At 37.0% G+C, this 26,243-nt stretch carries 27 protein-coding genes; 13 read left to right on the top strand and 14 right to left on the bottom strand.

What is annotated here, in order from left to right; translation table 11 throughout:
• Positions 1-11: 11 nt before the first annotated feature.
• The 6 genes from hemF to hemA form a co-directional block, all read right to left on the bottom strand.
• Positions 12-914: an oxygen-dependent coproporphyrinogen oxidase gene (gene hemF, locus ACFSQ0_RS08435; RefSeq protein WP_379046886.1), complete on the bottom strand. Its 903-nt coding sequence runs from the start codon at positions 912-914 to the stop codon at positions 12-14.
• 2 nt (positions 915-916) lie between these two features.
• Positions 917-1,339 (bottom strand): DUF6973 domain-containing protein, encoded by a 423-nt coding sequence (locus ACFSQ0_RS08430; RefSeq protein WP_379046883.1) that lies wholly within the window; start codon positions 1,337-1,339, stop codon positions 917-919.
• 71 nt (positions 1,340-1,410) lie between these two features.
• The gene (hemE, locus tag ACFSQ0_RS08425; RefSeq protein WP_379046880.1) at positions 1,411-2,436 is read right to left on the bottom strand and encodes a uroporphyrinogen decarboxylase; all 1,026 of its coding nucleotides are present in this window, start codon (positions 2,434-2,436) and stop codon (positions 1,411-1,413) included.
• 91 nt (positions 2,437-2,527) lie between these two features.
• A complete protein-coding gene (locus tag ACFSQ0_RS08420) occupies positions 2,528-3,217 on the bottom strand; it encodes a uroporphyrinogen-III synthase (RefSeq protein WP_379046877.1) in 690 nt (229 codons plus the stop codon).
• A gap of 6 nt (positions 3,218-3,223) precedes the next feature.
• Positions 3,224-4,141, bottom strand: coding sequence for a hydroxymethylbilane synthase (gene hemC / locus ACFSQ0_RS08415; RefSeq protein ID WP_379046874.1), 918 nt, complete (start codon positions 4,139-4,141; stop codon positions 3,224-3,226).
• A 9-nt stretch (positions 4,142-4,150) separates the two neighbouring features.
• Entirely contained in the window at positions 4,151-5,407 is a 1,257-nt protein-coding gene (hemA, locus tag ACFSQ0_RS08410) for a glutamyl-tRNA reductase (protein WP_379046871.1), read from the bottom strand.
• Positions 5,408-5,606: 199 nt separating this feature from the next.
• Here hemA and ACFSQ0_RS08405 point away from each other — a divergent pair, with 199 nt between their 5' ends.
• The 6 genes from ACFSQ0_RS08405 to ACFSQ0_RS08380 all read left to right on the top strand — a co-directional run bounded on the left by ACFSQ0_RS08405 (position 5,607) and on the right by ACFSQ0_RS08380 (position 11,798).
• Positions 5,607-6,509, top strand: coding sequence for a helix-turn-helix domain-containing protein (locus ACFSQ0_RS08405; RefSeq protein WP_379046868.1), 903 nt, complete (start codon positions 5,607-5,609; stop codon positions 6,507-6,509).
• Positions 6,510-6,589: 80 nt separating this feature from the next.
• Positions 6,590-7,609 (top strand): ferrochelatase, encoded by a 1,020-nt coding sequence (hemH, locus tag ACFSQ0_RS08400; protein WP_379046865.1) that lies wholly within the window; start codon positions 6,590-6,592, stop codon positions 7,607-7,609.
• A 9-nt stretch (positions 7,610-7,618) separates the two neighbouring features.
• Complete coding sequence (locus ACFSQ0_RS08395; RefSeq protein ID WP_379046862.1) at positions 7,619-8,965, top strand: MATE family efflux transporter; 1,347 nt, start codon at positions 7,619-7,621, stop codon at positions 8,963-8,965.
• A gap of 50 nt (positions 8,966-9,015) precedes the next feature.
• The gene (locus ACFSQ0_RS08390; protein WP_379046859.1) at positions 9,016-9,555 is read left to right on the top strand and encodes a CopD family protein; all 540 of its coding nucleotides are present in this window, start codon (positions 9,016-9,018) and stop codon (positions 9,553-9,555) included.
• A 3-nt stretch (positions 9,556-9,558) separates the two neighbouring features.
• Positions 9,559-11,010 (top strand): sensor histidine kinase, encoded by a 1,452-nt coding sequence (locus tag ACFSQ0_RS08385; protein ID WP_379046856.1) that lies wholly within the window; start codon positions 9,559-9,561, stop codon positions 11,008-11,010.
• 5 nt (positions 11,011-11,015) lie between these two features.
• A complete protein-coding gene (locus tag ACFSQ0_RS08380) occupies positions 11,016-11,798 on the top strand; it encodes an enoyl-CoA hydratase/isomerase family protein (RefSeq protein ID WP_379046853.1) in 783 nt (260 codons plus the stop codon).
• Between the two features lie 77 nt (positions 11,799-11,875).
• Here ACFSQ0_RS08380 and ACFSQ0_RS08375 read toward each other — a convergent pair whose 3' ends face one another.
• From ACFSQ0_RS08375 to ACFSQ0_RS08360, 4 genes are all read right to left on the bottom strand, one after another.
• Positions 11,876-12,529, bottom strand: a complete 654-nt coding sequence (locus ACFSQ0_RS08375; RefSeq protein ID WP_379046850.1) for an HD domain-containing protein — start codon at positions 12,527-12,529, stop codon at positions 11,876-11,878.
• Positions 12,530-12,536: 7 nt separating this feature from the next.
• Complete coding sequence (locus ACFSQ0_RS08370; RefSeq protein WP_379046847.1) at positions 12,537-13,529, bottom strand: acyl-ACP desaturase; 993 nt, start codon at positions 13,527-13,529, stop codon at positions 12,537-12,539.
• Positions 13,530-13,541: 12 nt separating this feature from the next.
• Entirely contained in the window at positions 13,542-14,276 is a 735-nt protein-coding gene (locus ACFSQ0_RS08365; protein WP_379046844.1) for a lysophospholipid acyltransferase family protein, read from the bottom strand.
• 139 nt (positions 14,277-14,415) lie between these two features.
• The gene (locus tag ACFSQ0_RS08360) at positions 14,416-14,826 is read right to left on the bottom strand and encodes a BrxA/BrxB family bacilliredoxin (RefSeq protein WP_147861964.1); all 411 of its coding nucleotides are present in this window, start codon (positions 14,824-14,826) and stop codon (positions 14,416-14,418) included.
• Positions 14,827-14,972: 146 nt separating this feature from the next.
• Here ACFSQ0_RS08360 and ACFSQ0_RS08355 point away from each other — a divergent pair, with 146 nt between their 5' ends.
• Positions 14,973-15,734 carry a TerB family tellurite resistance protein gene (locus tag ACFSQ0_RS08355; RefSeq protein ID WP_379046841.1) on the top strand — a complete coding sequence of 254 codons (762 nt, stop codon included), beginning with the start codon at positions 14,973-14,975 and terminating at the stop codon, positions 15,732-15,734.
• Here ACFSQ0_RS08355 and ACFSQ0_RS08350 read toward each other — a convergent pair.
• Entirely contained in the window at positions 15,731-16,207 is a 477-nt protein-coding gene (locus tag ACFSQ0_RS08350) for a thioredoxin family protein (RefSeq protein ID WP_379046838.1), read from the bottom strand. The genes ACFSQ0_RS08355 and ACFSQ0_RS08350 overlap by 4 nt on opposite strands.
• An 87-nt stretch (positions 16,208-16,294) precedes the next feature.
• Complete coding sequence (locus ACFSQ0_RS08345; RefSeq protein WP_379046835.1) at positions 16,295-18,646, bottom strand: TonB-dependent receptor; 2,352 nt, start codon at positions 18,644-18,646, stop codon at positions 16,295-16,297.
• 161 nt (positions 18,647-18,807) lie between these two features.
• On the opposite strand from ACFSQ0_RS08345, the gene ACFSQ0_RS08340 reads away from it, so the two are divergent.
• From ACFSQ0_RS08340 to ACFSQ0_RS08315, 6 genes are read left to right on the top strand one after another with little or no spacing between them, the layout of a single operon-like run.
• A complete protein-coding gene (locus tag ACFSQ0_RS08340; RefSeq protein ID WP_379046832.1) occupies positions 18,808-19,491 on the top strand; it encodes a metal-dependent transcriptional regulator in 684 nt (227 codons plus the stop codon).
• Positions 19,488-20,408, top strand: coding sequence for a metal ABC transporter solute-binding protein, Zn/Mn family (locus tag ACFSQ0_RS08335; protein WP_379046829.1), 921 nt, complete (start codon positions 19,488-19,490; stop codon positions 20,406-20,408). The genes ACFSQ0_RS08340 and ACFSQ0_RS08335 overlap by 4 nt, the downstream gene beginning before the upstream one ends.
• Positions 20,409-21,155: a metal ABC transporter ATP-binding protein gene (locus ACFSQ0_RS08330; RefSeq protein ID WP_379046826.1), complete on the top strand. Its 747-nt coding sequence runs from the start codon at positions 20,409-20,411 to the stop codon at positions 21,153-21,155.
• 10 nt (positions 21,156-21,165) lie between these two features.
• On the top strand, positions 21,166-22,296 hold the full coding sequence (locus ACFSQ0_RS08325; protein WP_379046823.1) for a metal ABC transporter permease: 1,131 nt from the start codon (positions 21,166-21,168) through the stop codon (positions 22,294-22,296).
• The gene (locus tag ACFSQ0_RS08320; protein WP_379046820.1) at positions 22,293-23,453 is read left to right on the top strand and encodes a metal ABC transporter permease; all 1,161 of its coding nucleotides are present in this window, start codon (positions 22,293-22,295) and stop codon (positions 23,451-23,453) included. Before ACFSQ0_RS08325 ends, ACFSQ0_RS08320 begins: the two co-directional genes overlap by 4 nt.
• Positions 23,454-23,467: 14 nt before the next feature.
• Positions 23,468-23,902 carry a hypothetical protein gene (locus ACFSQ0_RS08315; RefSeq protein WP_379046817.1) on the top strand — a complete coding sequence of 145 codons (435 nt, stop codon included), beginning with the start codon at positions 23,468-23,470 and terminating at the stop codon, positions 23,900-23,902.
• A gap of 81 nt (positions 23,903-23,983) precedes the next feature.
• Here the strand turns inward: ACFSQ0_RS08315 and ACFSQ0_RS08310 are convergent, their stop codons facing one another.
• Both ACFSQ0_RS08310 and feoB read right to left on the bottom strand, forming a co-directional pair.
• Entirely contained in the window at positions 23,984-24,127 is a 144-nt protein-coding gene (locus ACFSQ0_RS08310) for a hypothetical protein (RefSeq protein WP_379046814.1), read from the bottom strand.
• An 11-nt stretch (positions 24,128-24,138) separates the two neighbouring features.
• Positions 24,139-26,238 (bottom strand): ferrous iron transport protein B, encoded by a 2,100-nt coding sequence (feoB, locus tag ACFSQ0_RS08305; RefSeq protein ID WP_379046811.1) that lies wholly within the window; start codon positions 26,236-26,238, stop codon positions 24,139-24,141.
• Positions 26,239-26,243: the final 5 nt, after the last annotated feature.

Below are 26,243 nucleotides of genomic sequence, written 5' to 3'. Positions count from 1 at the left end.
TTGTTTTACGTTTACACCCAATTTCTTGGATTTTTTAAAACGTGAATTAATTTTTCTTCATCACTACCATTAGTTGGTTGGTGATCATATTGCCATTGCACGTGAGGCGGTAGGCTCATTAATATACTCTCTATACGACCATTAGTTTTTAGCCCAAAAAGAGTTCCTTTATCATGAATGAGATTAAACTCAACATACCTGCCACGCCTTATTTCTTGCCACTCTCTTTGGGCATCGGTGTAAGCTAATTCCTTTCTTTTATTGACTATAGGGAGATAGGCATCTAAGAAACTATCTCCAACTTGAGTAACAAACTGATACCAGTCTTCTATGTTTTTTTTGGGTGTAGATTTTAAATAATCAAAAAACAATCCACCTATACCTCTAGCTTCATGACGGTGGGTGTTCCAGAAATATTCATCACATTTCTTTTTGTATTCGGTATACAAGTTTGATCCGTGAGAATCACAAGCTTTTTTACAAATTTTGTGAAAGTGATTGGCGTCTTCTTCAAAGAGGTAGTAAGGGGTTAAGTCTTGGCCTCCACCAAACCATTGATCTATAACTTGACCTGATTTGTCATACATTTCAAAATAGCGCCAATTGGCATGAACCGTAGGAACCATAGGATTTTTAGGATGAATAACTAAACTTAAGCCACAAGCAAAAAAATCTACGTCTCCTACTTTGAAATACTTTTGCATTGCTGGAGCTAGGGGACCATGCACAGCCGAAATGTTTACACCGCCCTTTTCAAAGACTTTCCCGTTTTCAATTACACGTGTTCTGCCACCGCCACCTTCTTTTCTTTCCCACTTGTCTTCCTTAAACTTTGCTTTGGTGTCAATCTCTTCTAATGCCTGAGTAATCTGGTCCTGTAATTTTTGTATGTAAGCTAAAAACTTTTCTCGCATATTTAATTTTCTAAAAAGACAAGCCGATTTTTGTTAATTTCAATATCAGCAGCTTTGGTTATTTTTACGGCTTGGTCTGTTTCTCTGTTTAATAATTTTAATAGCTGATCAGTAGTGTTTGTGGTATAATTGGCTTCAAATAAACGAAGACCAATGCTATTGTTATGTAAATCCATGGCCTTTTCAAGTGGTTTATTGGGGGCTATTTGTTCGTGTAAATCGGTTATGGTTTTAGCCCAATTTACAGCTTTTGACACATTTTTATTTTTTTTATAAACTTTTTGAGCAATTAAAAAACTCCATAAAGCGTGTCTAAACGCATTGGCAGGGGTGTTTAAATGGTGTTCGTTACCAAACCGGGCTTGTGCCAAATGAATAGCCAATTGTGTAGCCCGGTAGGTAGGAATAATATAAAATGGGTGCATTAAAAAAACCTTTACAAGTTGCAAAATTTGACTTGGTTTTAGTTTTATAAGTTTACCCGGTAAGGCCATGCTTAGGCTTTGTATTCTTTTACGGCATCGACAAATGCTTGAGCATTTTCAACTGGTATGTTCGGCAAAATGCCGTGTCCTAGGTTAACAATGTATTTGTCTTTTCCGAAATCATTAATCATTTGATGAACCATCTTCTTAATTTCTGCTGGTGGTGAAAATAGACGCGACGGGTCAAAATTACCTTGAAGCGTAATACTTCCATTTGTAAAAGCTCTTGCATTTTGAGCAGAGCAGGTCCAGTCTACGCCTAAAGCTGAGGCTCCAGATTTGCTCATTTGATCTAAAGCATACCAACAGCCTTTACCAAAAGCAATTACCGGAGTTATATCTTTTAAAGCATCGATAATTTGCTGGATATATTGCCAAGAAAACTCATTGTAATCTACGGGTGATAGCATACCTCCCCAAGAATCAAAAATTTGAACTGCATCTACCCCAACCTTTACTTTTTGTTTTAAATAAGCTATAGTTGTGTCGGTTATTTTTTGCAATAGTGCATGGGCAGCCAAAGGTTGTGTAAAACAAAATTGTTTTGCTTTGTCAAAATTCTTAGAACCCTGCCCTTGAACAGCATAACATAAAATGGTCCAAGGCGAACCAGCAAATCCAATTAAAGGAACTTCTTGGTTTAATGCTAATTTGGTCATTTTAATGGCGTCAAAAACGTAATCTAATTCTTCCTCTACGTTGGGTACAATCACTTGTTCTACATCTTTAGCACTGCGAATAGGGTTGGGTAACCAAGGGCCAACACCAGGTTTCATTTCTACCTCAATATTCATAGCTTGTGGTATAACTAAGATGTCACTAAACAAAATGGCAGCATCTGTACCCACTTGATGTATGGGCATTACGGTTATTTCTGTAGCGAGTTCAGGAGTTCTACAACGGGTAAAGAAATCATACTTTTCTTTAAGCTTCATAAAGTCGGGTAGGTATCTTCCTGCCTGGCGCATCATCCATACCGGCGGGCGCTCTACCGTTTCTCCTTTTAGTGCACGTAAAAATAAATCGTTTTTTATCATAGTAAATACTTCCGTAAAGGAAATTTTAAGGGTTTAAAATGTTGAAGCAAAGATACATATTATAAGGGTTTTAAGTGATTTTAACCCAGCTTTAATATGGTGATTGCTTATTGTTTTTTGTAATCTTATGCTTAAAATATTTTATGACCGTTGCGATGAGTTCTTCGACCGTAGGTTTTTCGGCTATAATGATATTTTGAGTGTGTGTTTTGAGTGCCTGGGCCGTGGTGGTTCCAATGCAAAAAGCCAAAACATCTGATTTTAGCTGATTTTTTTGAAGGTAGCTATTGACACCACTCGGACTAAAAAATAAAATTGCGTCAAAATCTGTTTCAAAAGATTTAGGATTTAAACTTGTATGGTAGGCTGTAACTTCGGTAAATTTAATGTTGTTCTGTTTCAGCCCTTCTGGTAGGGTGTCACGCCTTATGCTGCTGCAAGGAAAATAAAAGTGTGTATCTTGGTGTTTTGCTATAATTTCCTCTAAAAGGTCTACAGCGTAATGTTTCCAACATATAACCGAAACTCCTGCCTGCTTTAACAGCGCTGCTGTTTTTTCACCTACCACGTAGGCTTTTTTAATTTTGGTTTTATCTTTTATTGATTTGAATGAGTTCTGGCTGGTAATTATAGCATGCTCGATGTTCGCAGGAAGCTTTGCAGCTTGATTGGGTACGATTTTAATACTAGAATAATGCGTTAAAAGAATTTTATTTGTCTTAAACGTAAGATATTGCTGAGGTAAAAGCAATTTGGTACTTAAAACGTGGTAATTAGCCATGGCAAATTACTTATTAAGCTCCTGTTTTATTTTTCGCATCAATTTTTCGCCTCCCTTTTTGAGTATTTCGGTTGCTAAGTACTTTCCGGCAAAGCTAACTTCGTGAGATTTGATAATTGCCCTTTCCTCTAGCTTTTTCTTTCCGTCTAGACTAAACAAAGCACCGACAAATTCGATTTCATGCTCGTTTTTAAATTTAGCATAAGCTCCTATAGGGGCAGTACAACCTCCTTCTAGGGTGCGTAAAAAATCTCTTTCAATATGCACACAGGTAGCAGTTTTTTTATCGTTTAATTGCTGGGTAGCTTCGATAGCAAAATCTTTATCTTCACGAGCCACTACAAGCATAGCTCCTTGTGCTGGAGCTGGAATCATCCAGTCGAGATTAACAAACTCATCAGGCTTTAAATCGATACGCTCTAAACCTGCTGCGGCAAAAATAGCACCATGCCAATCATTATTAGCTAATTTTTCTAGGCGAGTATTTACATTGCCACGTAAATTAACAATTTGGTGGTACGGGTATTGGTGCAACCATTGGGCTTTTCTTCTAAGACTACCCGTAGCGATTACCCCTTTTTTAGAATCAAAATCTAAACCTTTGTGTACCAATATATCTTGGGCATTTGCTCTTGGTAAAACGGCGGTTTGAATGATGCTTTGCGGTAAAGCGGTAGGTACATCTTTCATGGAGTGTACCGCTATATCAATCTCATCTTTTATCATCGCAATATCTAGGGTCTTGGTAAAAACACCTGTGATCCCCATCTCGTAAAGCGGTTGATCTAAATTTAAATCGCCAGTAGATTTAACGGGTTTTAATTCGGTTTTATACCCTAAATTCTCCAATTTACTTTTAACTAAATTGGCTTGCCAAAGCGCCAAAGAACTATCTCTGGTGCCAATGCGAATACACTCTTTCATAGTTATTGATTAGGAGTTGATTTTCTCTAATTGAAAAACCTTTTGTATAAGATCTAAACTAGCATCTGATGTGTCTTGCTCACCTTTTAGATGACTGGCAAATTGATTCATTATTTTCTGAATAATTCGATTGCTTACAAGTTCTGCATGTTCGTTATTGAAATTGTTTATCTTTCTACTTTGAAAATCAATTTCTTCGTCTTTAATGGTTTTTAATTTTTGCTTTAAAGCTTTAATGGTTGGGGCAAATTTTCGGCTTTCTAACCAAGCATTAAAGTCGGCTTTTACTTCATCAATAATAGCTTCTGCTTGCGGAATAAACTCCTTTCTTTTTGCTAAGGTGTCGTCTGTCATTTGTGAGAGATAATCTAAATGAACCAAACGCACATTTTTTAAATCGGTTACATCATCCGATACATTTTTAGGAATAGATAAATCCAAAATTAAAAGATCCTGTTCAGCATGAATAAGTTCTTTAGATATGGTAGGTCTTTGAGCTCCAGTAGCCACAATAAGAATATCTGTTTTTCTGATTTCAGATTGTAAATCGGCATGATCTTTCACGATTAAATCAAACTTGCCAGCAACACGCTCAGCTTTATCTTTGGTGCGATTTATTAGAGTAATGCTTTTATTTTTGGTGTGCTTAACCAGATTTTCACAAGTATTTCTACCAATTTTACCCGTACCAAAAAGCAATATGTTTTTTTCTGATACGTGCTTTACATGTTGTAAAATGTAGTGAACAGAAGCGAAAGATACCGAAGTGGCTCCAGATGATAAGTTGGTCTCGCTCTTTATACGTTTGCTCGCTTGAATAACTGCATTGGCTAAACGTTCTAAAAACGGATTGTCTAAACCGTATTTTTTACTAACTCGAAAAGCTTCTTTTAACTGACTAATAATCTCAAAATCACCAACAATTTGACTGTCTAAGCCAGTACCCATTCTAAACAAATGACTAATGGCCTCTTGGTTTTTATAGACATAGGCCACCTCTTCAAATTCTTCAACGGTGCCCTGTGTGTGTTTACACAGCAATTTGATGAGTTGAAACGGATGTTCAGCAAAACCGTAAACCTCTGTACGATTACAGGTTGAAGTAACCAATAGTCCTTCTAAGCCATCTTGTTTGGCTTCTTCTAATATTTTGATACGCTGCTCATTGGTTATGCTAAAATGACCGCGGGTTACCGCATCTGCCTTTTGATAACTTAAGCCAATGGCGTAAAAAGAATGATGTCTACTAACGTGATAATTTCTCATAAAAGGAAAAAACCTAAAATGTGTATGCAAATGTAAAGTTAAGATTTTTTTAAAAATAACGCTAGAAGTACTTTTTGTATCGTTCAAGGTAATTTAACTCGTTTTTTATGTGGATATTTGTCATTAGGGGATTTTTAAGGGGTTTTGAGCTGTTTTGCTGCTTGCTTTTTAGAATGATTCTAAATAAAAAACATTAAATATGATAAATGTCATAAAAAAAAATAACGCTACAGGGTCTTATGAGCTTTTTAAGCTTGAAGAAGGTCTCTTTATTCTTAAGAGTTTAAATAATCAAAAAGACAATCACATTATTGAGAAGAAAATCAACAAAGATTTTATTCAATTTCATTTTTGCACTAAGGGTAATCTAGATTTTTTATTTAATCAAGGTAAATACCAAATTGGTTTAAAAGAAGAAAGGAATTTGTTACTGTATAACCCTAAACAAGATTTACCTCTGCATCTGGTTATTAAACCTAACTCTTGGTGGGTGAGTTTGATAGTTTCAATTAAAAAACTACATGAGTTGTTTTCTGATGAAGCTAACTATATCGATTTCCTTTCTGATGAAAAGCGCAACACCAAATATTATAAAGAGCACGATGTGAGTCCGTCTATGGCGGTAGTATTAAGTCAGGTGTTAAATTTTAACCTACATCCATCCGTAAAGAAGTTATATTTAAAAGCCAAAGCTTTTGAGCTGTTAAGCTTGTACTTTAATATGCCCGCCGAAACCAATATAGAACAATGTCCTTTCTTAGCCGATGAAGAAAATGTTCGTAAAATAAGTCAGGCTAAAGAAATTATCATCAATCAAATGGCAGAACCACCTAGTTTACAGGAATTAGCCGATGAAATTGATTTGAGTTTAAAAAAACTTAAAGAAGGTTTTAAAGAAGTTTATGGAGATACGGTTTACGGATTTTTACTGGATTACAAAATGGAATATGCCCGAAAATTGCTAGAAAGTGGCGACTATAATGTTAACGAAGTAGGTCTTCAAGTAGGGTATAGTACCTCAAGCCATTTTATTGCGGCTTTTAAAAAGAAATTTAATACCACGCCTAAAAAATACATTCAATCTATAAATTTGTTTTCTTGATAAATTATAATTCTTTTAAATGGCGTTTAGAGTCCGTATGTGTAATAAAGAATTATTTTTGACTAAAATATAAAATGTTTATGAAAGGAGTTTTACTGGTAAATCTGGGTTCACCCGATAGTACAAATCCAAAAGATGTTAAGCGATATTTAGATGAGTTTTTAATGGATGAAAGGGTAATCGATTTGCCCTGGCTGCTAAGAGCTTTAATTGTTAAAGGCATAGTTTTAAACACCCGGCCCAAAAAATCGGCTGAAGCCTATCAAAAAATATGGTGGGATGAAGGCAGCCCTTTAATTGTTTTGTCAAAAAGGCTTCAAGATAAAATAGATGAACATACCGATATTCCTATAGCATTGGCCATGCGCTATGGGAGTCCTAGCATAGCCGATGGACTTAAAGAGTTGCACGAAAAGGGCGTTACACAAGTATTGCTTATGCCCTTATATCCGCAATACGCTATGGCTACTACAGAGACTATTGTTGTGCTGGCAAAGGAGTTACAAGCCAAGAACTATCCGGATATGCAGATAGATACTTTGCCTCCTTTTTATAATAACCCAGAGTATATTAAAGTGCTGTCTAATAGTATACACGAAGCTTTGAAAGATAAAGAGTACGATCATTTATTATTTAGCTATCACGGTGTTCCCGAAAGACATATAAGAAAAAGCGATATAACCAACTCACATTGTAAATTAGATAAAAGTTGCTGTATTACCCCTTCACCAGCACACGAATTTTGTTATAGACACCAGTGTTATGAAAGCACCCGATTGGTGGCTGAACGTTTAAACTTACCAGAAAATAAATACAGTACTTCTTTTCAATCTCGATTAGGTTTTGACCCATGGTTACAACCTTATACCGATAGAACAATTGAGCGATTTGGGCAAGAAGGTGTAAAAAATATGGCCGTAGTAACTCCAGCATTTGTTTCTGATTGTCTAGAAACGCTTGAAGAAATAGCTATGGAGGGAGAAGAAATCTTTCACGAAAATGGCGGAAAAGATTTTACTACAATTCCTTGTCTTAACGACAGAGAGGATTGGGTGCAAACCTTAAGCAACTGGATTAACCAATGGGTGAACAAACCCTAAGGTGCTGCTATGGCTAAAAAGAATGCAAAAGAGCTGGGACAAAAACCTATTGGTAAACTTTTATTAGAGCAATCTGTTCCTGCTTCTATCGGTGTTCTTATTATGTCTCTAAACATAATGGTAGATACCATATTTGTAGGCAACTGGATTGGCCCAACCGCTATTGCAGCTATAAATGTGGTGTTGCCCGTTTCGTTTTTTATTGCAGCCTTAGGAATGGCCATTGGTGTGGGTGGGGCTTCTATAATCTCACGCGCCTTGGGAGCCAATAATTATGAGAAAGCTCTAAAAACATTTGGTAATCAAATTGGGCTTACTCTTTTACTCTGTGTTAGTTTAGCCGGGTTAGGCTTAATTTATACCGATAGCTTGATACCTGCTTTTGGAGGTAAGGGTGAAATATTTGATTTTGCAAAAACCTACTACCAAATTGTGCTATACGGAGTGCCTATTCTTGGGTTAGTTATGATGGGCAACAGCAGTATCCGGGCAGAAGGGAAACCTAAATTTGCTATGATTGCCATGGTAATACCCTCGGTGGGAAATCTACTAGCCGATTATATTTTGATTTATGTTTTAGATTGGGGCATGGCTGGTGCAGCTTGGGCTACTACTGGCTCTTATATAGTAAGTTTCTTGTTTATACTTTGGTTTTTTTCTTCAAAAAATAGTGAACTCAAGTTAACTTGGAAGCATTTTGGCTTAGAGAAACAAATTGTTAAAGAAATAGGTTCTTTAGGATTTGTTACTCTTTCGCGCCAAGCGGTTGTTAGTATCACCTATTTATTGCTCAACAATATATTATTTGAATTGGGCGGTGCGCCATCGGTTACCGTTTATGCTATTGTGGCACGGATGCTAATGTTTGTATTGTTTCCCATTTTGGGTATAACACAAGGGTTTTTGCCAATCGCCGGATATAATTACGGTGCCAATCAACCACAGCGTGTTAGAAAGAGTATAAACCTAGCTATAGGCAGCGCTAGCCTTTTAGCATTAGGAATATTTAGTATCATTATGATATTTCCAGAGCAAATCGCGAGTGTTTTTACCCAAGATCCTACAATCTTAAAAGAAACTCCTGCGGCTATGCGTTGGGTATTTGCAGCTTTACCTATAATATCTTTACAGCTTATAGGTTCTGCTTATTTCCAAGCTATAGGTAAAGCTATACCAGCACTTTTGCTTACTCTTAGTAGGCAAGGTTTCTTTTTTATACCTTTGGTGCTGGTATTGCCAAATTATTATGGCCTATGGGGAGTGTGGATCTCTTTTCCGTTGGCGGATTTGATTTCGACCTTAGTAACGGGTTGGGTATTAAAAAGAGAAGTACAACTAAATTTAAAACAAGCTTAGTGATTATTTATAGCACGATATTTGCTGCCCTTTATTGATTATTTATTTTCATGGAATACTACAATTATATCAAGGCTTTACATTTAATATTTGTGATCACCTGGTTTGCCGGCCTGTTTTATATCCCAAGATTGTTTATCTATCAAATCGAAGCTCAAGAGAAACCTTCACCAGAAAAAGAAATTCTCAACAAACAGTTTAAAATAATGACGCAACGGCTCTGGTATATAATTACTTGGCCATCGGCAATTTTGGCTACTTTGTTTGCGGTATGGTTGCTTGTTCTAAATCCAGCTTGGTTATCGCAATCTTGGATGCACGTAAAATTAGGTTTTGTTTTATTGTTGTTTGTATACCACGGGAAATGCCATCACTTTTTTAAGCTTCAGCAACGAGACGTATTTAAACTTAGCTCTAATCAAATGCGAATTTTTAATGAGGGCTCTACCTTAATTCTATTTGCTGTTGTCTTTTTGGTAATTCTAAAGAGTGCCGTAAATTGGATATACGGTGTGGTGGGCATTTTCGTTTTAGCCATTTTATTAATGCTTGGAATAAAACTTTATAAGCGCATACGAACAAAAGAATAAATTATGAAATGGATAACCCGTTCTTTACGTACTCGTATTTTTTTAAGCATGATATTTCTTGTTCTAGGAGCTTCGGTACTTATCGCAGGGGTTACCGTGTATCAATACAAAAAAGAGGCCGAAGCCTACCAAAGAGACAAACTCAAACAAAAGGAAGCTTCGATACGGGCAAGTATTAATTATGAGATTCAAACCACTACTTACCCAGTAGTGCCAGAGAATATGGAACTCATCTTTAGGAAAAAAATATATGAATTACGCAACATCCACAATACAGAAATCAATATTTATAATCTTTCTGGGCAGTTGGTGAAGTCTTCTAAACCTACCTTTTTTAAAGATTCAAGCAGCACCCGTATTCCTAAAGAAATATTAAGCAAGATAAGAAATTCACCTTCTAAGCGATTTGTAAATTTTTATACAGAAGATGGGGAGAAACTGCAGTCATCGTTTACCTACATTACCGATAAATACTTTAAGCCTTTGGGGATTCTAAATCTCCCCCATATAAAAGACGATGGTTTTATAGAAATGCAACTGCAAGATTTCTTAAGGCTTTTAGCTCAAGTCTATTTAGTACTTATTTTAGCGGCCATTTTACTTTCTTATTTTTTGTCTAAATACATTACAAGCTCATTAAAAACGGTAAGTGAAAAAATTCATGCCACTCGATTAGACAAAGAAAATACAAAGATAAGCGTTAATAAAGCATCAGATGAGGTAAAACTACTTATTACCGCTTATAACTCTATGATAGATGAGTTAGAAGAAAGTGCTATAAAATTGGCTAAAAGTGAGCGCGAACAGGCCTGGCGTGAGATGGCCAAACAAGTGGCACACGAGATTAAAAATCCGCTGACTCCCATGCGATTAACGGTACAGAGTTTTGAGCGTAATTTTAACCCAAAAGATCCTAATATAAAGCAGAAGCTAAAAGAATATAGCCAAACTTTAATCCAGCAAATAGATACTATGAGTTCAATTGCTTCGGCATTCTCTAATTTTGCTAAGATGCCAGCTCAACAGAGCGAGCAGTTAAATGTACCCGAAATAGTTAGTCTGGCATTAGATATTTTTAAAGAGCATAATATTGAATTTTCTACCGAGCAAGGTGAAATCAAAGCTATATTCGACAGATCTCAACTTATAAGAGTGGTTACCAATTTGGTTAAAAATGCCTTACAAGCCAGTGATGGCACTTCACCCGAACCTGTTAAAGTGGCGGTTTACACCGAAAATCAAAACGTTTTGATTACAGTTAGCGATAAAGGAAGTGGCATTCCTGAAGAATATAAAAATTGTATATTTGAACCTAAATTTACAACAAAAAGCAGTGGTATGGGACTTGGTTTGGGCATTATTAAAAATATAGTCGAAGCCTATAATGGAAGTATCACTTTTAAGACAGAATTAAATAAAGGAACTACCTTTTATGTAAAATTTCCAAAATTATAATAACTATGAATTACGAAAATATCACGTGCGATAAAGAGCAAGGTGTTGCTCAATTAACTATAAATAGACCCAAAAAGTTAAATGCTTTAAACCGTGAAACCTTAAAAGAAATTAATGATGCCATTAAGATCTTGGAATCTGATGATGAGGTAAAAGTTATTATTCTTACAGGAAGCGGAGAAAAAGCTTTTGTAGCGGGAGCCGATATTGCAGAATTTGCTGATTTTAGTGTAGAAAAAGGTACTGAATTAGCGCAAAAGGGTCATCAAGAGGTTTTTGATAAAATCGCTTTACTTAAAAAGCCGGTTATAGCGGCTATCAATGGTTTTGCACTAGGTGGAGGACTAGAATTGGCCATGGCCGCCCATTTTAGGATCGCATCAGATAATGCAAAAATGGGCCTACCCGAAACTTCTTTAGGGGTAATACCAGGTTATGGTGGCACCCAAAGGCTTACCCAGTTGGTAGGGCGAGGAAGAGCACTTGAAATGATTATGACTGCAGGGATGATTAATGCAAATCAAGCTTTACAATATGGTTTGGTAAACCATGTAGTGCCGCAAGACGAATTACTTGTGTTTGCCAATGATTTAGCTCAAAAAATAACCAAAAATTCTCTGGTAGCCATTTCCTACGCCATCGAGGCGGTGAATGCTTTTGATGATAAAAAAGAGAACGGTTATAAAAAGGAGATTGAGAATTTTGGAAAGAGTTTTGGTACAAATGATTTTAAAGAAGGTACACAAGCTTTCTTAAACAAGCGAAAGCCATCATTTCCTAACTCTTAATCAAATTAATACATAAACGCATAAAAAAAACCTTGGCGATGAACGTCAAGGTTTTTTGTTTTAAGAGCAATATATCCTTACACCTTTCCTTCCCACTCAAGAAAGAATTGGCTAAGATACTGCTGCATAAACTCGTGTCTTTTTTGTGCCATTTTTTTACCGGTAGGGGTTTGGATTTTATCCTTTAGACGCAGTAATTTTTCGTAAAAATGATTAATGGTTGTTCCTCCGCCTTTTTTATACATTTCCTTACTCATAGATAAATTGGGGGAGATACTAGGATCGTAAATAAGATTATTTTTAAATCCGCCATAGTTAAAAGTACGCGCAATACCAATTGCGCCCATTGCGTCTAAAAAATCTGCATCTTGAACTGCTTGTAATTCTAAACTAGGTTGGGTAACTTGTTGGTGCCCCCCCTTAAAGCCAATTTGCTCCAAAATACTTATTACGGCTTCGTGAGTATGCTGGGGAGTATTTATACTGGCTAAAAACTCACTAGCTTTTTTTACACCTAAGCTCTCGTCGCCTTCATGAAACTTGTAATCGGCAATATCGTGCAGCAAAGCGGCTAAGGCAACCACTTCTTGATTGGCCCCCTCGTTTTGAGCAATCTTTAAAGCAATTTTATAAACACGCTCTATATGAAAATAATCGTGACCTGCTTCGGCATCAGTCAATTCATTCTTAACAAAGGCAATGCTTTGCGCTACGAATTTATTTTTCTGCATACAAAAATTACTTGGCCATAGCTGGATTAACCCAGGAAAAGTGGGTTATTTTTTCGCTGATGCGGATACGCTGATTAATACGCTCCATACGTGCAGGTAATTTCATCACAAAATCGCGTGCTTTTTCAGCTTCTTCACTTAAACCAGTTATTTTTTCAATATCCCAACGTTTGATTAATCGACGCATAATATCCACATAATCTTGTCCTGTATAAACACCAATACGTTGTGCAGCCATAGAGAACTCATCAAAAGCACTGCCCAAAGAATCTCCTGCCTCACGTAAAAACATGGCCGGCATCACTATCTTATGCTTCATCATGTCTTTAAAAGCAATCATCATATTGCTTGGGTCTATTTTAAAAATTTCATTTACAAAAGAGCTATACGCGTTATAGTGCCTCATCTCGTCGCCACTAATTATTTTACACATTTTTGCCAAGGGTTTGTTCCCGTAAGATTTGGCTAATTTTGCCACACGGTTGTGCGAAACATAAGTAGCATATTCTTGAAAACTGGTATAAACAAAATTTTTGTAAGGATCTTGATCGGTACCTATATCAAAGCCATCGTTTATAAGGTGTTGTGTGGTTTGTTCAACCGCCTTCATGTTTACTCGTCCAGATAGGTATAAATATTTATTTAAAACGTCACCGTGTCTGTTCTCTTCTCCTGTCCAGTATCTCACCCACTTTGACCAAGGTGTTCCTCCCTCTTGCTGATTTATGCCTTCTACATCCATAAGCCAAGATTCATAGGTAGGTAGGGCTTCTTCTGTAATGGTATCGCCTACCAATACTACCCAAAAATCGTAAGGCAATTCTTTGGCTAACTCCCTAATTTCGGTAATCTCATCATAAAAATCGTCTGATTGTGAATTGGGTAAGAAATCGGTTGGTTGCCATATTTTTTCAACAGGAATTAAAAATTGATCGATAAAGCCGTCCACCTTATCTTCTAATTGCTGCATTACTTCTAATCGTATATTTTTTGTAGCCATGGCTTATATTTTTTAGTTTATAATATTTGAGGTGATGCTGGTTTCTGTTTTGGCCAATAGCGTGTCAGCATCAAAATCTTTAACGGCCAAAGGTTGGTGCACAGTACATTTTAAATGTACGCCCAATCCTAGCGGGAAAGAACCATTTTTTACCAGTTTCCAAGAGTTGTTTATACTAACCGGAACCACCGTTGCTTCGGGACAAAATTTAAACAACATTTTTAATCCATTAGGAGAGAATCGCTTGGGTATGCCCGTTTTACTTCTTGTGCCTTCTGGAAAAATTACAGCAGACCTATTGGTTTGATTTAGATAAGTGGCAAATTTTTTAATCTCAGGTAAGGCTTGCCTTGGGTTTTTTCGATCTATAAGAATTGAACCACCGTGCCTTAAGTTGTAAGATATACTGGGTATTCCTTTTCCTAGTTCTTTTTTACTGATGAACTTAGGATGTATTTTTTTCAAAAACCATACCAAGGGCGGTATATCGTAAGGACTTTGGTGATTGGCAACAATAATATAAGGTTTACCGCTAGGAAATTCAAAGTTGTTTTCAAAACTGATTCGGGTTCCTAAAATATGCAAACATTTAAGCAAACAGAAATTCAGATAGTCTACACTTTTTTTATGCGCCTGATAACCGAATACATTAAAACAAATCCATTGAATGGGATGAAAAACAACCAAGCATAAACCAAAGAAAAAATAATAAATAACCGATAAAGGATAGGATAAAATTTGCTTCATAATTATTGTATGCCAAAATGCAAAAATAACCTTATAATTACAAAGAAACCCATCAAATACTTAAAAGAATAATGCAAGCATAATAAAACAGCCGCCTCAAATTATGAAACGGCTGTAGTTAAGTCTAGTTTATAAGCGATTAGCAATAATCGTTATAGGCATCTTTTAAATTATCGGCAATCATTTCGGCGGGGCGCCCCTCAATATGATGTCTTTCTAACATGTGAACCAATTCTCCATCTTTAAATAAGGCAATAGCTGGAGAACTAGGAGGAAAAGGCACCATATGTGCTCTAGCTTTATCTGTAGCTTCTTTGTCAACCCCAGCAAATACAGTGGCCAAATGATCTGGCTTTTTACTGTTGTTTAAAGACATTTTAGCACCTGGTCTAGCATTGGCTGCAGCACAACCACAAACCGAGTTTACTACCAATAAAGTGGTTCCTTCTTTTTTTAATATAGCGTCTACATCTTGGGCACTTTGTAATTCTTCAAAACCTTGGCTGGTTAACTCTTCGCGCATAGGTTTTATTAATTCTGCTGGATACATAGCTTTAATTTTTATTTGAACAGCAAATATACCAAATTCTAAATTACTATATCTCCTATTTGCTTTTGATCTTGATGCTTTTACAGCTTGCTTTTCCTTGTTTTCTTTCTAATAGTTTATATTTGTTTCTTTTTTAAAGTAAAATTATGATAAAATGGGTGTTGGCTGTGTTAGGTTTCCTTTACGGAAGATTTGGAGGAGCAATAGCCGGATTCTTTTTGGGTTCTATTTTAGATCGCATATTTGGATCGGTTAGTGCGGGGAATTCTTCTTCTAAAGGTGATTTTGGCCGGTATTTTGAAAGCCGAAAAACTCAAGTTTCTCCTAAAGATTTTGAACTCAATTTACTAAGCCTTTGCTCGGTAATTATCAAGGCAGATGGTCGTGTAAATCAGCGTGAACTAGATTATGTAAGATCTTACTTTGTGCAAGCCTATGGTAAAGAACGCGCCAATGCTACATTTAAAACTTTTAATGAGGTAATTAAACACCGAAGCATAGATTTAGTGCGTATCTGTGCCTACATTAGAGCCCGAACGCGATATGAGGTACGCTTGCAAATTCTTCATTTTTTATTTGGTATTACCCAAGCCGATGGGCATATCTCAGCCGCAGAAATTTATCAGCTTAAGCGTATTGCAAGTCATTTTCAACTTACCCAAAATGATTTTGAGAGCATCAAGGCTATGTTTGTTAATACTCATGATAGCAGTAGTGCCTATAAAATTCTTGAAATCGATAAATCGGCTAGCGATGCAGAAGTGAAAAAGGCGTTTAGGACCATGGCAAAAAAGTACCACCCAGATAAATTGGTGGGAATGGATGAAGCTTATAAAAAAGGCGCTCAAGAAAAATTTATGCGCGTGCAACAAGCTTATGAACAAATTCAAAAAGAACGCGGACTTTAATCTGATAGGATGTTAAGTAGGTGTTTGGAGGTGTAATAACTAAAGAGGCGTTGCTTTAGCCTGAAACTTTGGTCTAAAATAAGCGTAGCGGGAAGGGTTATTCCTTTTTCAGGTTGGTTGATGAATAGCTTTGCTAATTCATGTACAGCATTTTGCTTTGATCTGGTTTCGGTATTGTGAAACCATTGTTGATCAAAAAATATAGGTTGGGTGCTATTTACATCCATGCGAACAGCATAATAGTTTTTATTTAGTTGTTTAATGACCTCGGGGTTTTTAAAGGCTACCCGATCAATTTTTTTGCAATAAACGCACCACTCGGCTTCAAAAAACAGAAAAACAGGTTTTGGTTTTTTGGCTAAACTTTGGTCGAGCTCTTCCCAAGTCTTCCAGTTTATTTGTTCTTTTTCTTGCGCAGAATTGGCGGTGGTACTTAGAAAAAATCCGTAAAGAAAAACAATAATATATCGCATAGTTAATCGAATTTAAAAAGAACCCGTTTTACAAGAATAAATATATGGCTAAAAAAAATACCTCGAAAAACGAGTTCCTGCAGTAGATTAAAAATCACCAAAACGCAGGCCTATGAAATAGGTTCGTGGCAGGGCCGGACCGTAAATATAATCGGAGTCACGGGTTGGTCCTTGATCAAAATCGTCTTGGTAAGCATTAAAAATGTTTTTTACCCCACCACTAAGTTCGACGTGAAATCTTGGGTTTATATCAAAGTGATAGGTGATTTTAGAACCCAAATCAAAGAAAGATTCCGATTGGTTTAAGCGTATAAATCCCGTTTCACATACTACTCGAGGTACCAGCATGCTTCCGGTGTAGCTGCCCGTTACATCTAATCGTGTTGATGGCAATAACTGCCAATTGGCATTTAAAAAGCCATAAACGTCTGGTGCGCGCACAAACTGCTTGGTGAATACTGTATTTTCTTGGGGAGTATTGGGGTCGGCTTCAAATAATACTTGTGCATTTTTGTATCGCGATTCTTGAACGGTAGCGCCTAATTGAAGATAAAAGTCTTTACTGGGCGAAATACTAAATTCTGTATTGATACCTTTTACCTGCGCCCCTTCACCGTTTCTGGTTTCCTCTAAAATTGATCCGTTTGGTAAAGAGCTTCCGGTGCTTACTATGGTAAACGGATTATTGATTTGTGTATAAAAGCCTTCAATAAGGAAATTGGTTTGCACCTTTTTAAAATATTTGGTGTAATTAAACGATGCAGTATAAGCATTAGAGTATTCGCTTTCTAGCGCATCAGATAGTATTACAAATTGAGGCTCTCCTCCTACAGAAGAAACATGTAAATCTTCATTAAAGGCTTGTGGGGCTCTAAAACCTCGCGCGTAGCCACCCCTAAATTGAAGATTGGCATTAAAATCGTACAATAGGGTTAAGCGTGGGTTGATTTCGGTTTGTGTAAAATCGGCTGCTCTGCGAATATTGGCTAGCGTGTATAGGCCTGTTAGCTTAACGTGATCTAATCGAGCGCCAATTAACGTAGTGATTTTTTGTATCGGTTTCCATTCCAGTTGACTATAAATACTGTAATTATTTACCTGTTGATCGATAAGTCGGTTGTAACCATTAATCTCATCTTGAGTGTCATTGCGTTGATACTCAATACCTGTAGTTAATTTGTTTTCATCGTTAAAAGCATATACGTGTTTGGTTCCTGCCACCAAAGCTAAATCTTTTGTGTTTCCAAAAGCATTGTTGGCCGCAATAGAATCTGCATAAGTTCTGCCTCCACCCAGTCCGCCATAAAAGCTTTCTCTATCGGTATGTTGCATAGAGATATAGCCTGTAAATTCATGTTTGTAATCTTTAGAAAATTGTTGGTAATCTGCACCTGCAAATAGGGTGTTGTGGTCTAACTCTTCGGTTATGTCAGTAAATTGTGGAGCTAAATTTAGTCGGTCTCCGCCCCGACGGTATTCACGAATGGCAGTAAAGTCTATACCAATGCGGTTGTATTCGTTTGTTTTTAAAAATGCCTTAGTACCAAAACTGGTATTGGTTAAGGCTGTAATTTCAGTAAAACCATCTTGATCGGCATCATAAGACTGTCTATCTCGCGAAGTACCAAAAATACTTAAACCGCTGTTGAGGTCGTCGCTAACGATAGAGGCACTTGTATTGATAACTCGGCCTGTGCTTTTGGCGTCTATAGAAGCAAAATCGGTTTGCACCTCCCATTGATTCAATACCGGATCTTTAGTAATAACATTCACTGTTCCTGCAATAGCATTGGCTCCAAATAGAGCCGAACCCCCGCTGCGTACTACCTCTACTCGATCTATAATACTCACGGGAATTTGTTCAAGACCATAAACGCCATTTAGGGCACTAAAAACAGGGCGGCTGTTGACCAATATTTGTGTGTATTCGCCACCCAAACCATTCAATCGAACTTGCGTGAAACCACAATTTTGGCAGTTGGTCTCTACGCGAACGCCGGGTTGAAAATTTAGACCATCGGCTAATGATATTGACTGGGCGGCTCTAAAAATTTTATTGCTTATAACATTAACTATAACAGGCGTTTCTTTTTTACTAATACGATTACGAGTAGCACTAACCACAACTTGGTCTAAGCCTAACAAATCCGCTTCAAGCGAAATATGTAGCTTTTTTGCATTCTTATTATCTATATCTATAGCAATCTCTTGGGTTTTAAAACCAATTGCTTGCACCTTTAATATGTGTTGACCAGGGGTTAAATGGAGTTCAAAGTTACCTTGCAAGTCGGTTGCGGTTCCAATTGATTGATTCAATACGCTTACGTTTGCAAAGGCTACTCCTTCCTCTTGATGAAGTATCTCACCTTGAAGCTTGACTTTTTCTTGACACCAAACATTAAAGCTAAGCAGGCAAAACAATAAGCTAATCTTTTTCATTTTAATCTCGTTTAATAAAATTTTTAGGCAAAGCTAAATAATTTTTACAAAAACCTGAAATCAAAATTTATTTTTTATTTATTTTGAATAATAAAATTAGGGTAAGCTAAATTATTATTTGGGTAAATAAAATGTAACTTTGTAGATTATAAATATTTTGTATGTATTCTCAATCTGAAGAAAATTATCTCAAGGCGATATATCATCTTGAGGAATCCAGTGAAAAGGGGGTTTCTACCAGTAAATTGTCTGAAGAATTACAGACCAAAGCGGCTTCGGTTACCGAGATGTTAAAACGTCTCGCCGAAAAAAAATTGGTAAATTATCAAAAGTATTATGGCGTGTCATTAACCCCTGAGGGTAAATCATGGGCATTGGCTATCATCAGAAAACATAGGTTGTGGGAGTATTTCTTGGTAGAGTGTTTAAACTTTAACTGGGATGAGGTACACGAGGTAGCTGAACAATTAGAACATATACAATCTAAAAAATTAGTAGAAGAACTCGATTGTTTTTTAGGTAGACCTAGTTTTGACCCGCACGGCGATCCTATTCCTAATGCTGCTGGAGTATTGCCCGAATTTAAAAAGCGTCGCTTAAGCGAATGCGAAGTAGGAGACACCTTGATTTGCAAAGGTTTTAGCGATGCCTCTTCTTCCTTTTTACAATTTTTAGATCAGCATAAAATAGGATTAGACACACTTGTAAGCATTAAAAGTATTCAGGAGTTTGATGAAAGTATGTTGGTAAAGGTGCGCAAGAGTGAAATAATGTTATCTAAAACCGCCACTCAAAACATTTTCGTGGAGAAAAATAAAGAAAGCAAAATAAAAGAAAAAGTATGAAGGTGATACAAAAAATAGGAGTTGCGCTAGTGGTACTGATTTGTTTTGGGAGTTGTAAAAATCAAAATCAAAATCAAAACGGGAAATTACAAGTGGTAACCACCACCACAATGATCACCGATTTAGCCAAGCAAATTGGTGGCGAAGCTATAGAGGTTAAAGGTTTAATGGGGGCAGGGGTCGATCCGCATCTTTATAAAGCTAGTGCGGGAGACGTAACCAAACTTACCCAAGCCGATGTTGTCTTTTATAATGGGCTTCACTTAGAAGGGAAATTAGTGGATGTATTTGAAAAAATGCAACAGCAGACCAATACTGTAGCTCTTTCACAAGCTATAGACAAAAAGAAACTTATCGGTTCTGAGTATTTTGCCTCTAATTTTGATCCGCATATTTGGTTTAATATTGGTTACTGGAAGTTGATAACCCAACAACTCACAAAAGAACTTTGCAGCTTAGATCCAGACAATCAAAAATTATTTAAAAAAAATGAGGAGCGTTATTTAGCGCAATTAGATGAGCTAGAGCAACAGATCAAAACCAAAATTGCAACTTTACCCAAAGACAAACGTATTTTAGTTACGGCCCACGATGCTTTTAATTATTTTGGTGAAGCCTATGGTTTTCAAGTGGTAGGATTGCAAGGTCTTTCAACCGCCACAGAAGCTGGAGTGCAAGACGTACAAAATCTAGCACAATTTATAATCGATAAAAGAGTGAAAGCCATATTTATAGAAAGTAGTGTGCCCAAACGAACGATTGAAGCTTTGCAAAAGGCGGTTCAAGCCGAAGGTTTTGAGGTCGCTATAGGCGGAACTCTTTATTCTGATGCACTGGGTAATCCAGGTACATCAGAAGGTAACTATTTGGGTATGTTTACTTATAATGTAAATACTATTGTAGACGCTCTAAAGTAAATGAATGTGAAAAAAGAGAAACTAGCCATAAAAATAGACGACCTTACGGTGGCCTATGACTACAAACCCGTACTTTGGGATATCGATTTAAAAATTCCCGAAGGGGTGCTAATGGCTATTGTAGGGCCTAACGGTGCGGGTAAATCTACACTTATTAAAGCTATTTTGGGTATTATAAAACCCATCGCGGGCAGTGTTAAGATATTTGGTAAACCCTATAAAACCCAACGCGCAAAGGTGGCTTATGTGCCGCAAAAAGGAACGGTAGATTGGGATTTTCCTACAACTGCTCTTGATGTGGTCATGATGGGAACTTACGGTAGCTTAGGCTGGATAAAACGCCCAGGGCAAGCGCAAAGAAAATCGGCTTTAGAAGCCCTAGAAAAAGTAGGAATGCTTGCTTTTAAAAACCGACAAATAAGTCAACTATCTGGCGGACAACAACAGCGTATTTTTCTAGCGAGAGCATTGGTGCAAAACGCGAGTATATATTTTATGGATGAGCCCTTTCAAGGTGTAGATGCGACAACCGAAAGAGCTATAATTAAAATTCTTAAAGAATTGCGCGATGCGGGAAAAACATTAATTGTAGTGCACCACGATTTACAAACCGTACCCGAGTATTTCAATTGGGTTACCTTTTTAAATGTTAAAGGAATAGCATCGGGTCCTGTAAAAGATATCTTTAATGATGATAACTTAACCAAAACCTACGGAATTAACTATAAAGTAGCCATCAATCCGTAAAGGCAAAAAAATGAATATAACAGAGTATTTTTCGATGTTGTTTACAGATTATACCTTAGGTGTAATTACTTTAGGTACGGCTGTTTTAGGTGCGGTTTGTGGTATGTTAGGTAGTTTTGCTGTATTGAGAAGACAGAGTTTATTAGGAGATGCTATCTCTCACGCAGCCTTGCCTGGGATTGCACTGGCTTTTTTGTTGACCGGTACCAAGCAAACTCACTTTTTGCTTTTGGGAGCTTTGATTAGCGGATTGTTAGGTACATTTTGGATTAAAAGTATTGTCAAAAAAACCCGCTTAAAAAACGATACGGCTTTAGGTCTAATTTTATCTCTATTTTTTGGATTTGGAATGCTACTACTCACCTTTATTCAAAAGTTACCCAATGCCAATCAGGCAGGTTTAGATAAATATTTATTCGGCCAAGCCGCTACCTTAATGGTGCAAGACGTATATGTAATGATTGGTGTAACAGGTGTTAGCTTATTCTTTTTGCTCCTGTTTTGGAAAGAGCTAAAGTTGCTGCTTTTTGATCCAGATTATACCTTAACCTTAGGCTTTAATACTAGATTTTTAGATATTTTAATTACCAGTTTTATTGTATTGGCAATTGTTTTAGGGCTTCAAACGGTGGGAGTGGTATTAATGAGTGCAATGCTTTTAGCTCCGGCTGCTGCAGCTCGTCAATGGACCAATAGGTTAAGTGTAATGATTTTTTTAGCTGCTATTTTTGGAGCTTTTTCGGGTGTATTGGGTACTGCTATTAGTGCAAGCCAGAACAACCTATCTACCGGACCAGTAATCGTTTTGGTTGCAGCTGTTTTTGTGCTATTATCATTTGTATTTGCTCCGCAACGTGGGTTGCTTGCTAGAAGAATTAGGTTTTACCGCAACCGCAAGGAACTTAATCTGCGTAAAACACTTTCGGTAATGTATCATATTGCTCAAAATCATAAAGATATTTCCCATCCACATGCTATAAAAATCCTGAATAATTTTCACGGCTATACGCGTAAAACACTTAATAAACTAGAAGAAAAAAATTGGGTAGAGATTCGAGGCAATCAATGGTCGCTTACTGCCAAGGGCTACCAAGAAGCAGAAAATTTTTATAAACCTAACGAAGCTATTCAAGATATATGAGTAACGCCCAAATAGAAATACAATTAATTGCAGCTCTGGCGGCAATGGCTTGCGCAATACCGGGAGTTTTCTTGGTGCTTAGAAAGATGGCTATGATAAGCGATGCAATTAGCCATTCCATTTTACCAGGACTAGTAGTTGGTTTTTTTATCACGCAAGATTTAAACTCTCCTTGGCTGATTCTATTGGCAGCTGTCACTGGCGTACTCACAGTAGTGCTGGTAGAATTTATTCAAAAAACCAGGTTGGTGAAAGAAGATACAGCAATAGGACTGGTTTTTCCGGCCTTATTTAGTGTTGGGGTGATCTTAATCGCTCAAAATGCTAATGATGTTCATCTCGATATAGATGCAGTATTGCTTGGCGAATTGGCTTTCGCTCCGTTTGATCGATTACTAGTAGGGAATTTAGATCTTGGTCCGAAATCTTTATGGGTTATTGGAAGTATTTTATTACTGAGTCTTAGTTTACTGATTTTGTTTTTCAAAGAATTAAAAATGAGTACATTCGATAAGGGCTTGGCTACCAGTCTAGGTTTTTCACCTTTACTGATTCATTACGGTCTTATGAGTGTTTCTTCTGTAACTATTGTGGGAGCTTTTGATGCTGTGGGAGCGGTTTTGGTGGTGGCTCTCATTATTGCACCTGCAGCCACAGCTTATCTTCTTACCAACAGTTTGAAAAAGATGCTGGTTTTAAGTCTGCTTTTTGGGGTCTTCTCGGCTCTGTTAGGCTATTGGTTAGCGCACTGGTTAGATGCGTCAATCGCCGGATCCATGACAAGCGTTTTGGGTATACTTTTTTTATTGGTGTTTTTGTTTGCGCCAAGACAAGGAGTAATATCAGCTATCTTTAAAGAAAAGCAACAACGCAAAGAGGTTTCTTTATTGGTATTTTTATTGCACTTACAAAATCATGAAGACCCGCGAGAGAGGCATATCAATCATTTGCAAGAGCATATTAATTGGCACCGCATACAAGCAAAAACAGTGGTAGATTTGGCTCAAAAAAATAACCTGATTGAAATCGAAAATCAAGTCATTAATTTATCTGAAAAAGGGCTTCAATTTACCGAAGAGGCTCTAAAATATATTACAACCAATAAACCAACGGCTATAGAAGATTTGAAAAACAAATTCTTTTTATTTCGGGGGTAAATATAAAAGTAAACATGAGTAATTCGTATAAAACATTTGGCTTTCTACTATTTTTAATCTTCGGTTTTTCAACCTATGCCCAACAAAAACCAGCTATACAAATTGTGGGTAAATTGGTTTTAGGTCAATCGGTTCAAGTATTTCAAGAATATAATTTAGTCTTTGATGATGTGGCACAAGATTCTCGATGTCCAGAATCAGTAACCTGTGTATGGGCGGGCGAGGCTAAGGTGAAACTAAAACTATATAAGAACACCGAATTAGTAGCGGAGCAGATTTTAAGTGTATCAGGAAAAGGGAATGAGCTAGCTTCACCTATTTTTGAGAAATATTGGTCACCTGAGCAGCAATTGCGATTGGTCAATTTAATGCCTTATCCAAAAGCTCAACAACCTATTGATAAAAGCGACTATTATCTACAAATCGATACTCAAGTAAAAGTAAACTAATTAATAATAAGAACTAAAAGTAGAGCCATTAAACAAAAAGCTTACTCTAATGAGTAGCCTTTCTATTTCTTATCTATCAGCTTAGTCGCAGCATCCTTTACCCGTTGTACCGCAGGCTTTTGTACTGCTTTTTTTCTTTAGGAACCCTGGGGTCCAAATCAATTTTGTAAACAAATAGAATAATGCTCCTGCGAAAGTGATAAGTACCAATATTTCCTGTAACATAATAACATATTTTATTTTAAGAATTGAAAAGCAATTAAAGCCGCTACGTATGCAATAATAGTCATGGCTACAAACTGTATGCTTGGCCATTTCCAAGAGTTAGTCTCACGTTTTACAATGGCTAAGGTGCTCATACATTGCATAGCAAAAGCATAAAAGAGTAGTAGGCTTATTCCACTGGCAAAGGTAAATAAAGGGCCGCCCAAAATAGGATTTTGTTCGGCTGCCATTCGGCTTTTGATGGTTTGCTCATTATCGCTTCCTACGCTATATATAGTGGCTAAGGTTCCTACAAAAACCTCTCTAGCGGCGAATGAGCTGATAATAGCAATACCGATTTTCCAATCATACCCCAATGGCGCTACGGCAGGTTCAATGGCTTTCCCCATATATCCTATATAAGAGTTTTCTAATTTCAAAGAAGCTACCTCGGTATTAAACTCTTCTTCGCTTAGAGTATCGCCGTAATTTTCGATTACAATTTCTTCTGCGTTTTTAAATTCATCGGTTGGGCCATAACTAGCGAGCACCCAGAGTACAATCGAAATGGCTAAAATAATTTTACCTGCGCCAAAAACAAAAGATTTTGTTTTTTCAACCACGTTTATAGCAACGTTTTTAAAAAGCGGTAGTTTATAATCTGGCATTTCTATGACAAAATAGCTTTTACTTCGCATTTTGAGTAACTTGTTAAGCACCCAAGCTGAAAATACCGACATACCAAAGCCTAGCAAATACAATAACATTAGCGTAAGCCCCTGTAAATTGAATAAGCCCAATACGCGTTCATCTGGAATAACTAAAGAAATAATGATTAAATATACGGGTAATCGAGCCGAACAGGTTGTAAAAGGGACTACCAAAATGGTGATGAGCCGTTCTTTCCAATCTTCGATATTTCGAGTAGCCATTACAGCGGGAATGGCACAGGCTGTACCCGAAACCAATGGAACAACACTTTTTCCGCTTAAGCCAAATTTTTTCATGATTTTATCCATCAAAAAAACCACTCGGCTCATATAGCCACTTTCTTCTAGAATCGAGATAAAAAGAAATAAAAATGCAATTTGGGGTATAAAAATTACCACGCCGCCAATACCAGGAATTATACCTTCGGCAATAAGGTCGGTAAACATGCCTGGGGGCAAACTGTCTTTGGCCCACTCGCTAAAGGAAGCAAAGGTAGAATCGATGAAATCCATAGGGTAGCTCGACCAATCATAAATCGCTTGAAAAATCAAGAGCATAATGCCAAAAAAAATGGCGTATCCCCATACTTTATGCGTCAAAACACGGTCTAAACGACCACGCAAATCTTTGGCAGCATTTACATCTTTGGTAAAGCCTTGTTTTAGAACACCATTGATAAATTGATAGCGGGCAATGGTTTCTTTTTGCTGCAATCGTTTAAGTTCGGCGTGTGCTTTTGGAGTAAAATCGCTATCGGGCAAAATTGCCTTACGATTCAAATTGCCAAAGTTAACATCTTGGGTAATCACCAACCATAGTTTGTATAAGGATTGATTAGGAAAAGCCTGACGTAAGCGATCAAAATAAGTCGGATCTATGCTCGAAGCGTTGACACAGGGTTCTGTAGACAAATTTTGGTATTGAATAATAAGTTCTTTCAAATAATCAATACCCGTATTTTTGCGCGAGCTTACTAGTGCAATCTTGGTTTTCAACTCTTTTTCAAGCACCGGTATATCAAGACTAATTCCTTTGCGGTCCATTCGGTCTGCCATATTGATTACCAATATGGTAGGAAGTCCCAAATCTTTTATTTGGGTAAAAAGCAATAAATTACGCTTAAGATTTTCTACGTCGCTAATTACTACGGCAACATCTGGATAATCTTTATCATTTTTATTTAATAAAAGCTCGATAACTAGGTTTTCGTCTAATGAAGAGGCATTTAAACTATAAGTACCCGGTAGATCTAAAATATGGGCCTTGTGGGTCCGAGATAATTTGGCTACACCTTCTTTTTTCTCCACCGTAATTCCAGGGTAATTCCCTACTTGTTGGTTTAGCCCGGTAAGCTGATTAAATACAGAGGTTTTACCGGTATTGGGATTACCTATTAGCGCTACATTTATTTGTTTGGCCATAATTA

Origin of the sequence: Mesonia sediminis (assembly GCF_042684705.1) — a bacterium.
In the GTDB taxonomy this organism is placed as follows: domain Bacteria; phylum Bacteroidota; class Bacteroidia; order Flavobacteriales; family Flavobacteriaceae; genus Mesonia; species Mesonia sediminis.
This window is presented reverse-complemented; position numbering and strand designations above follow the sequence as displayed.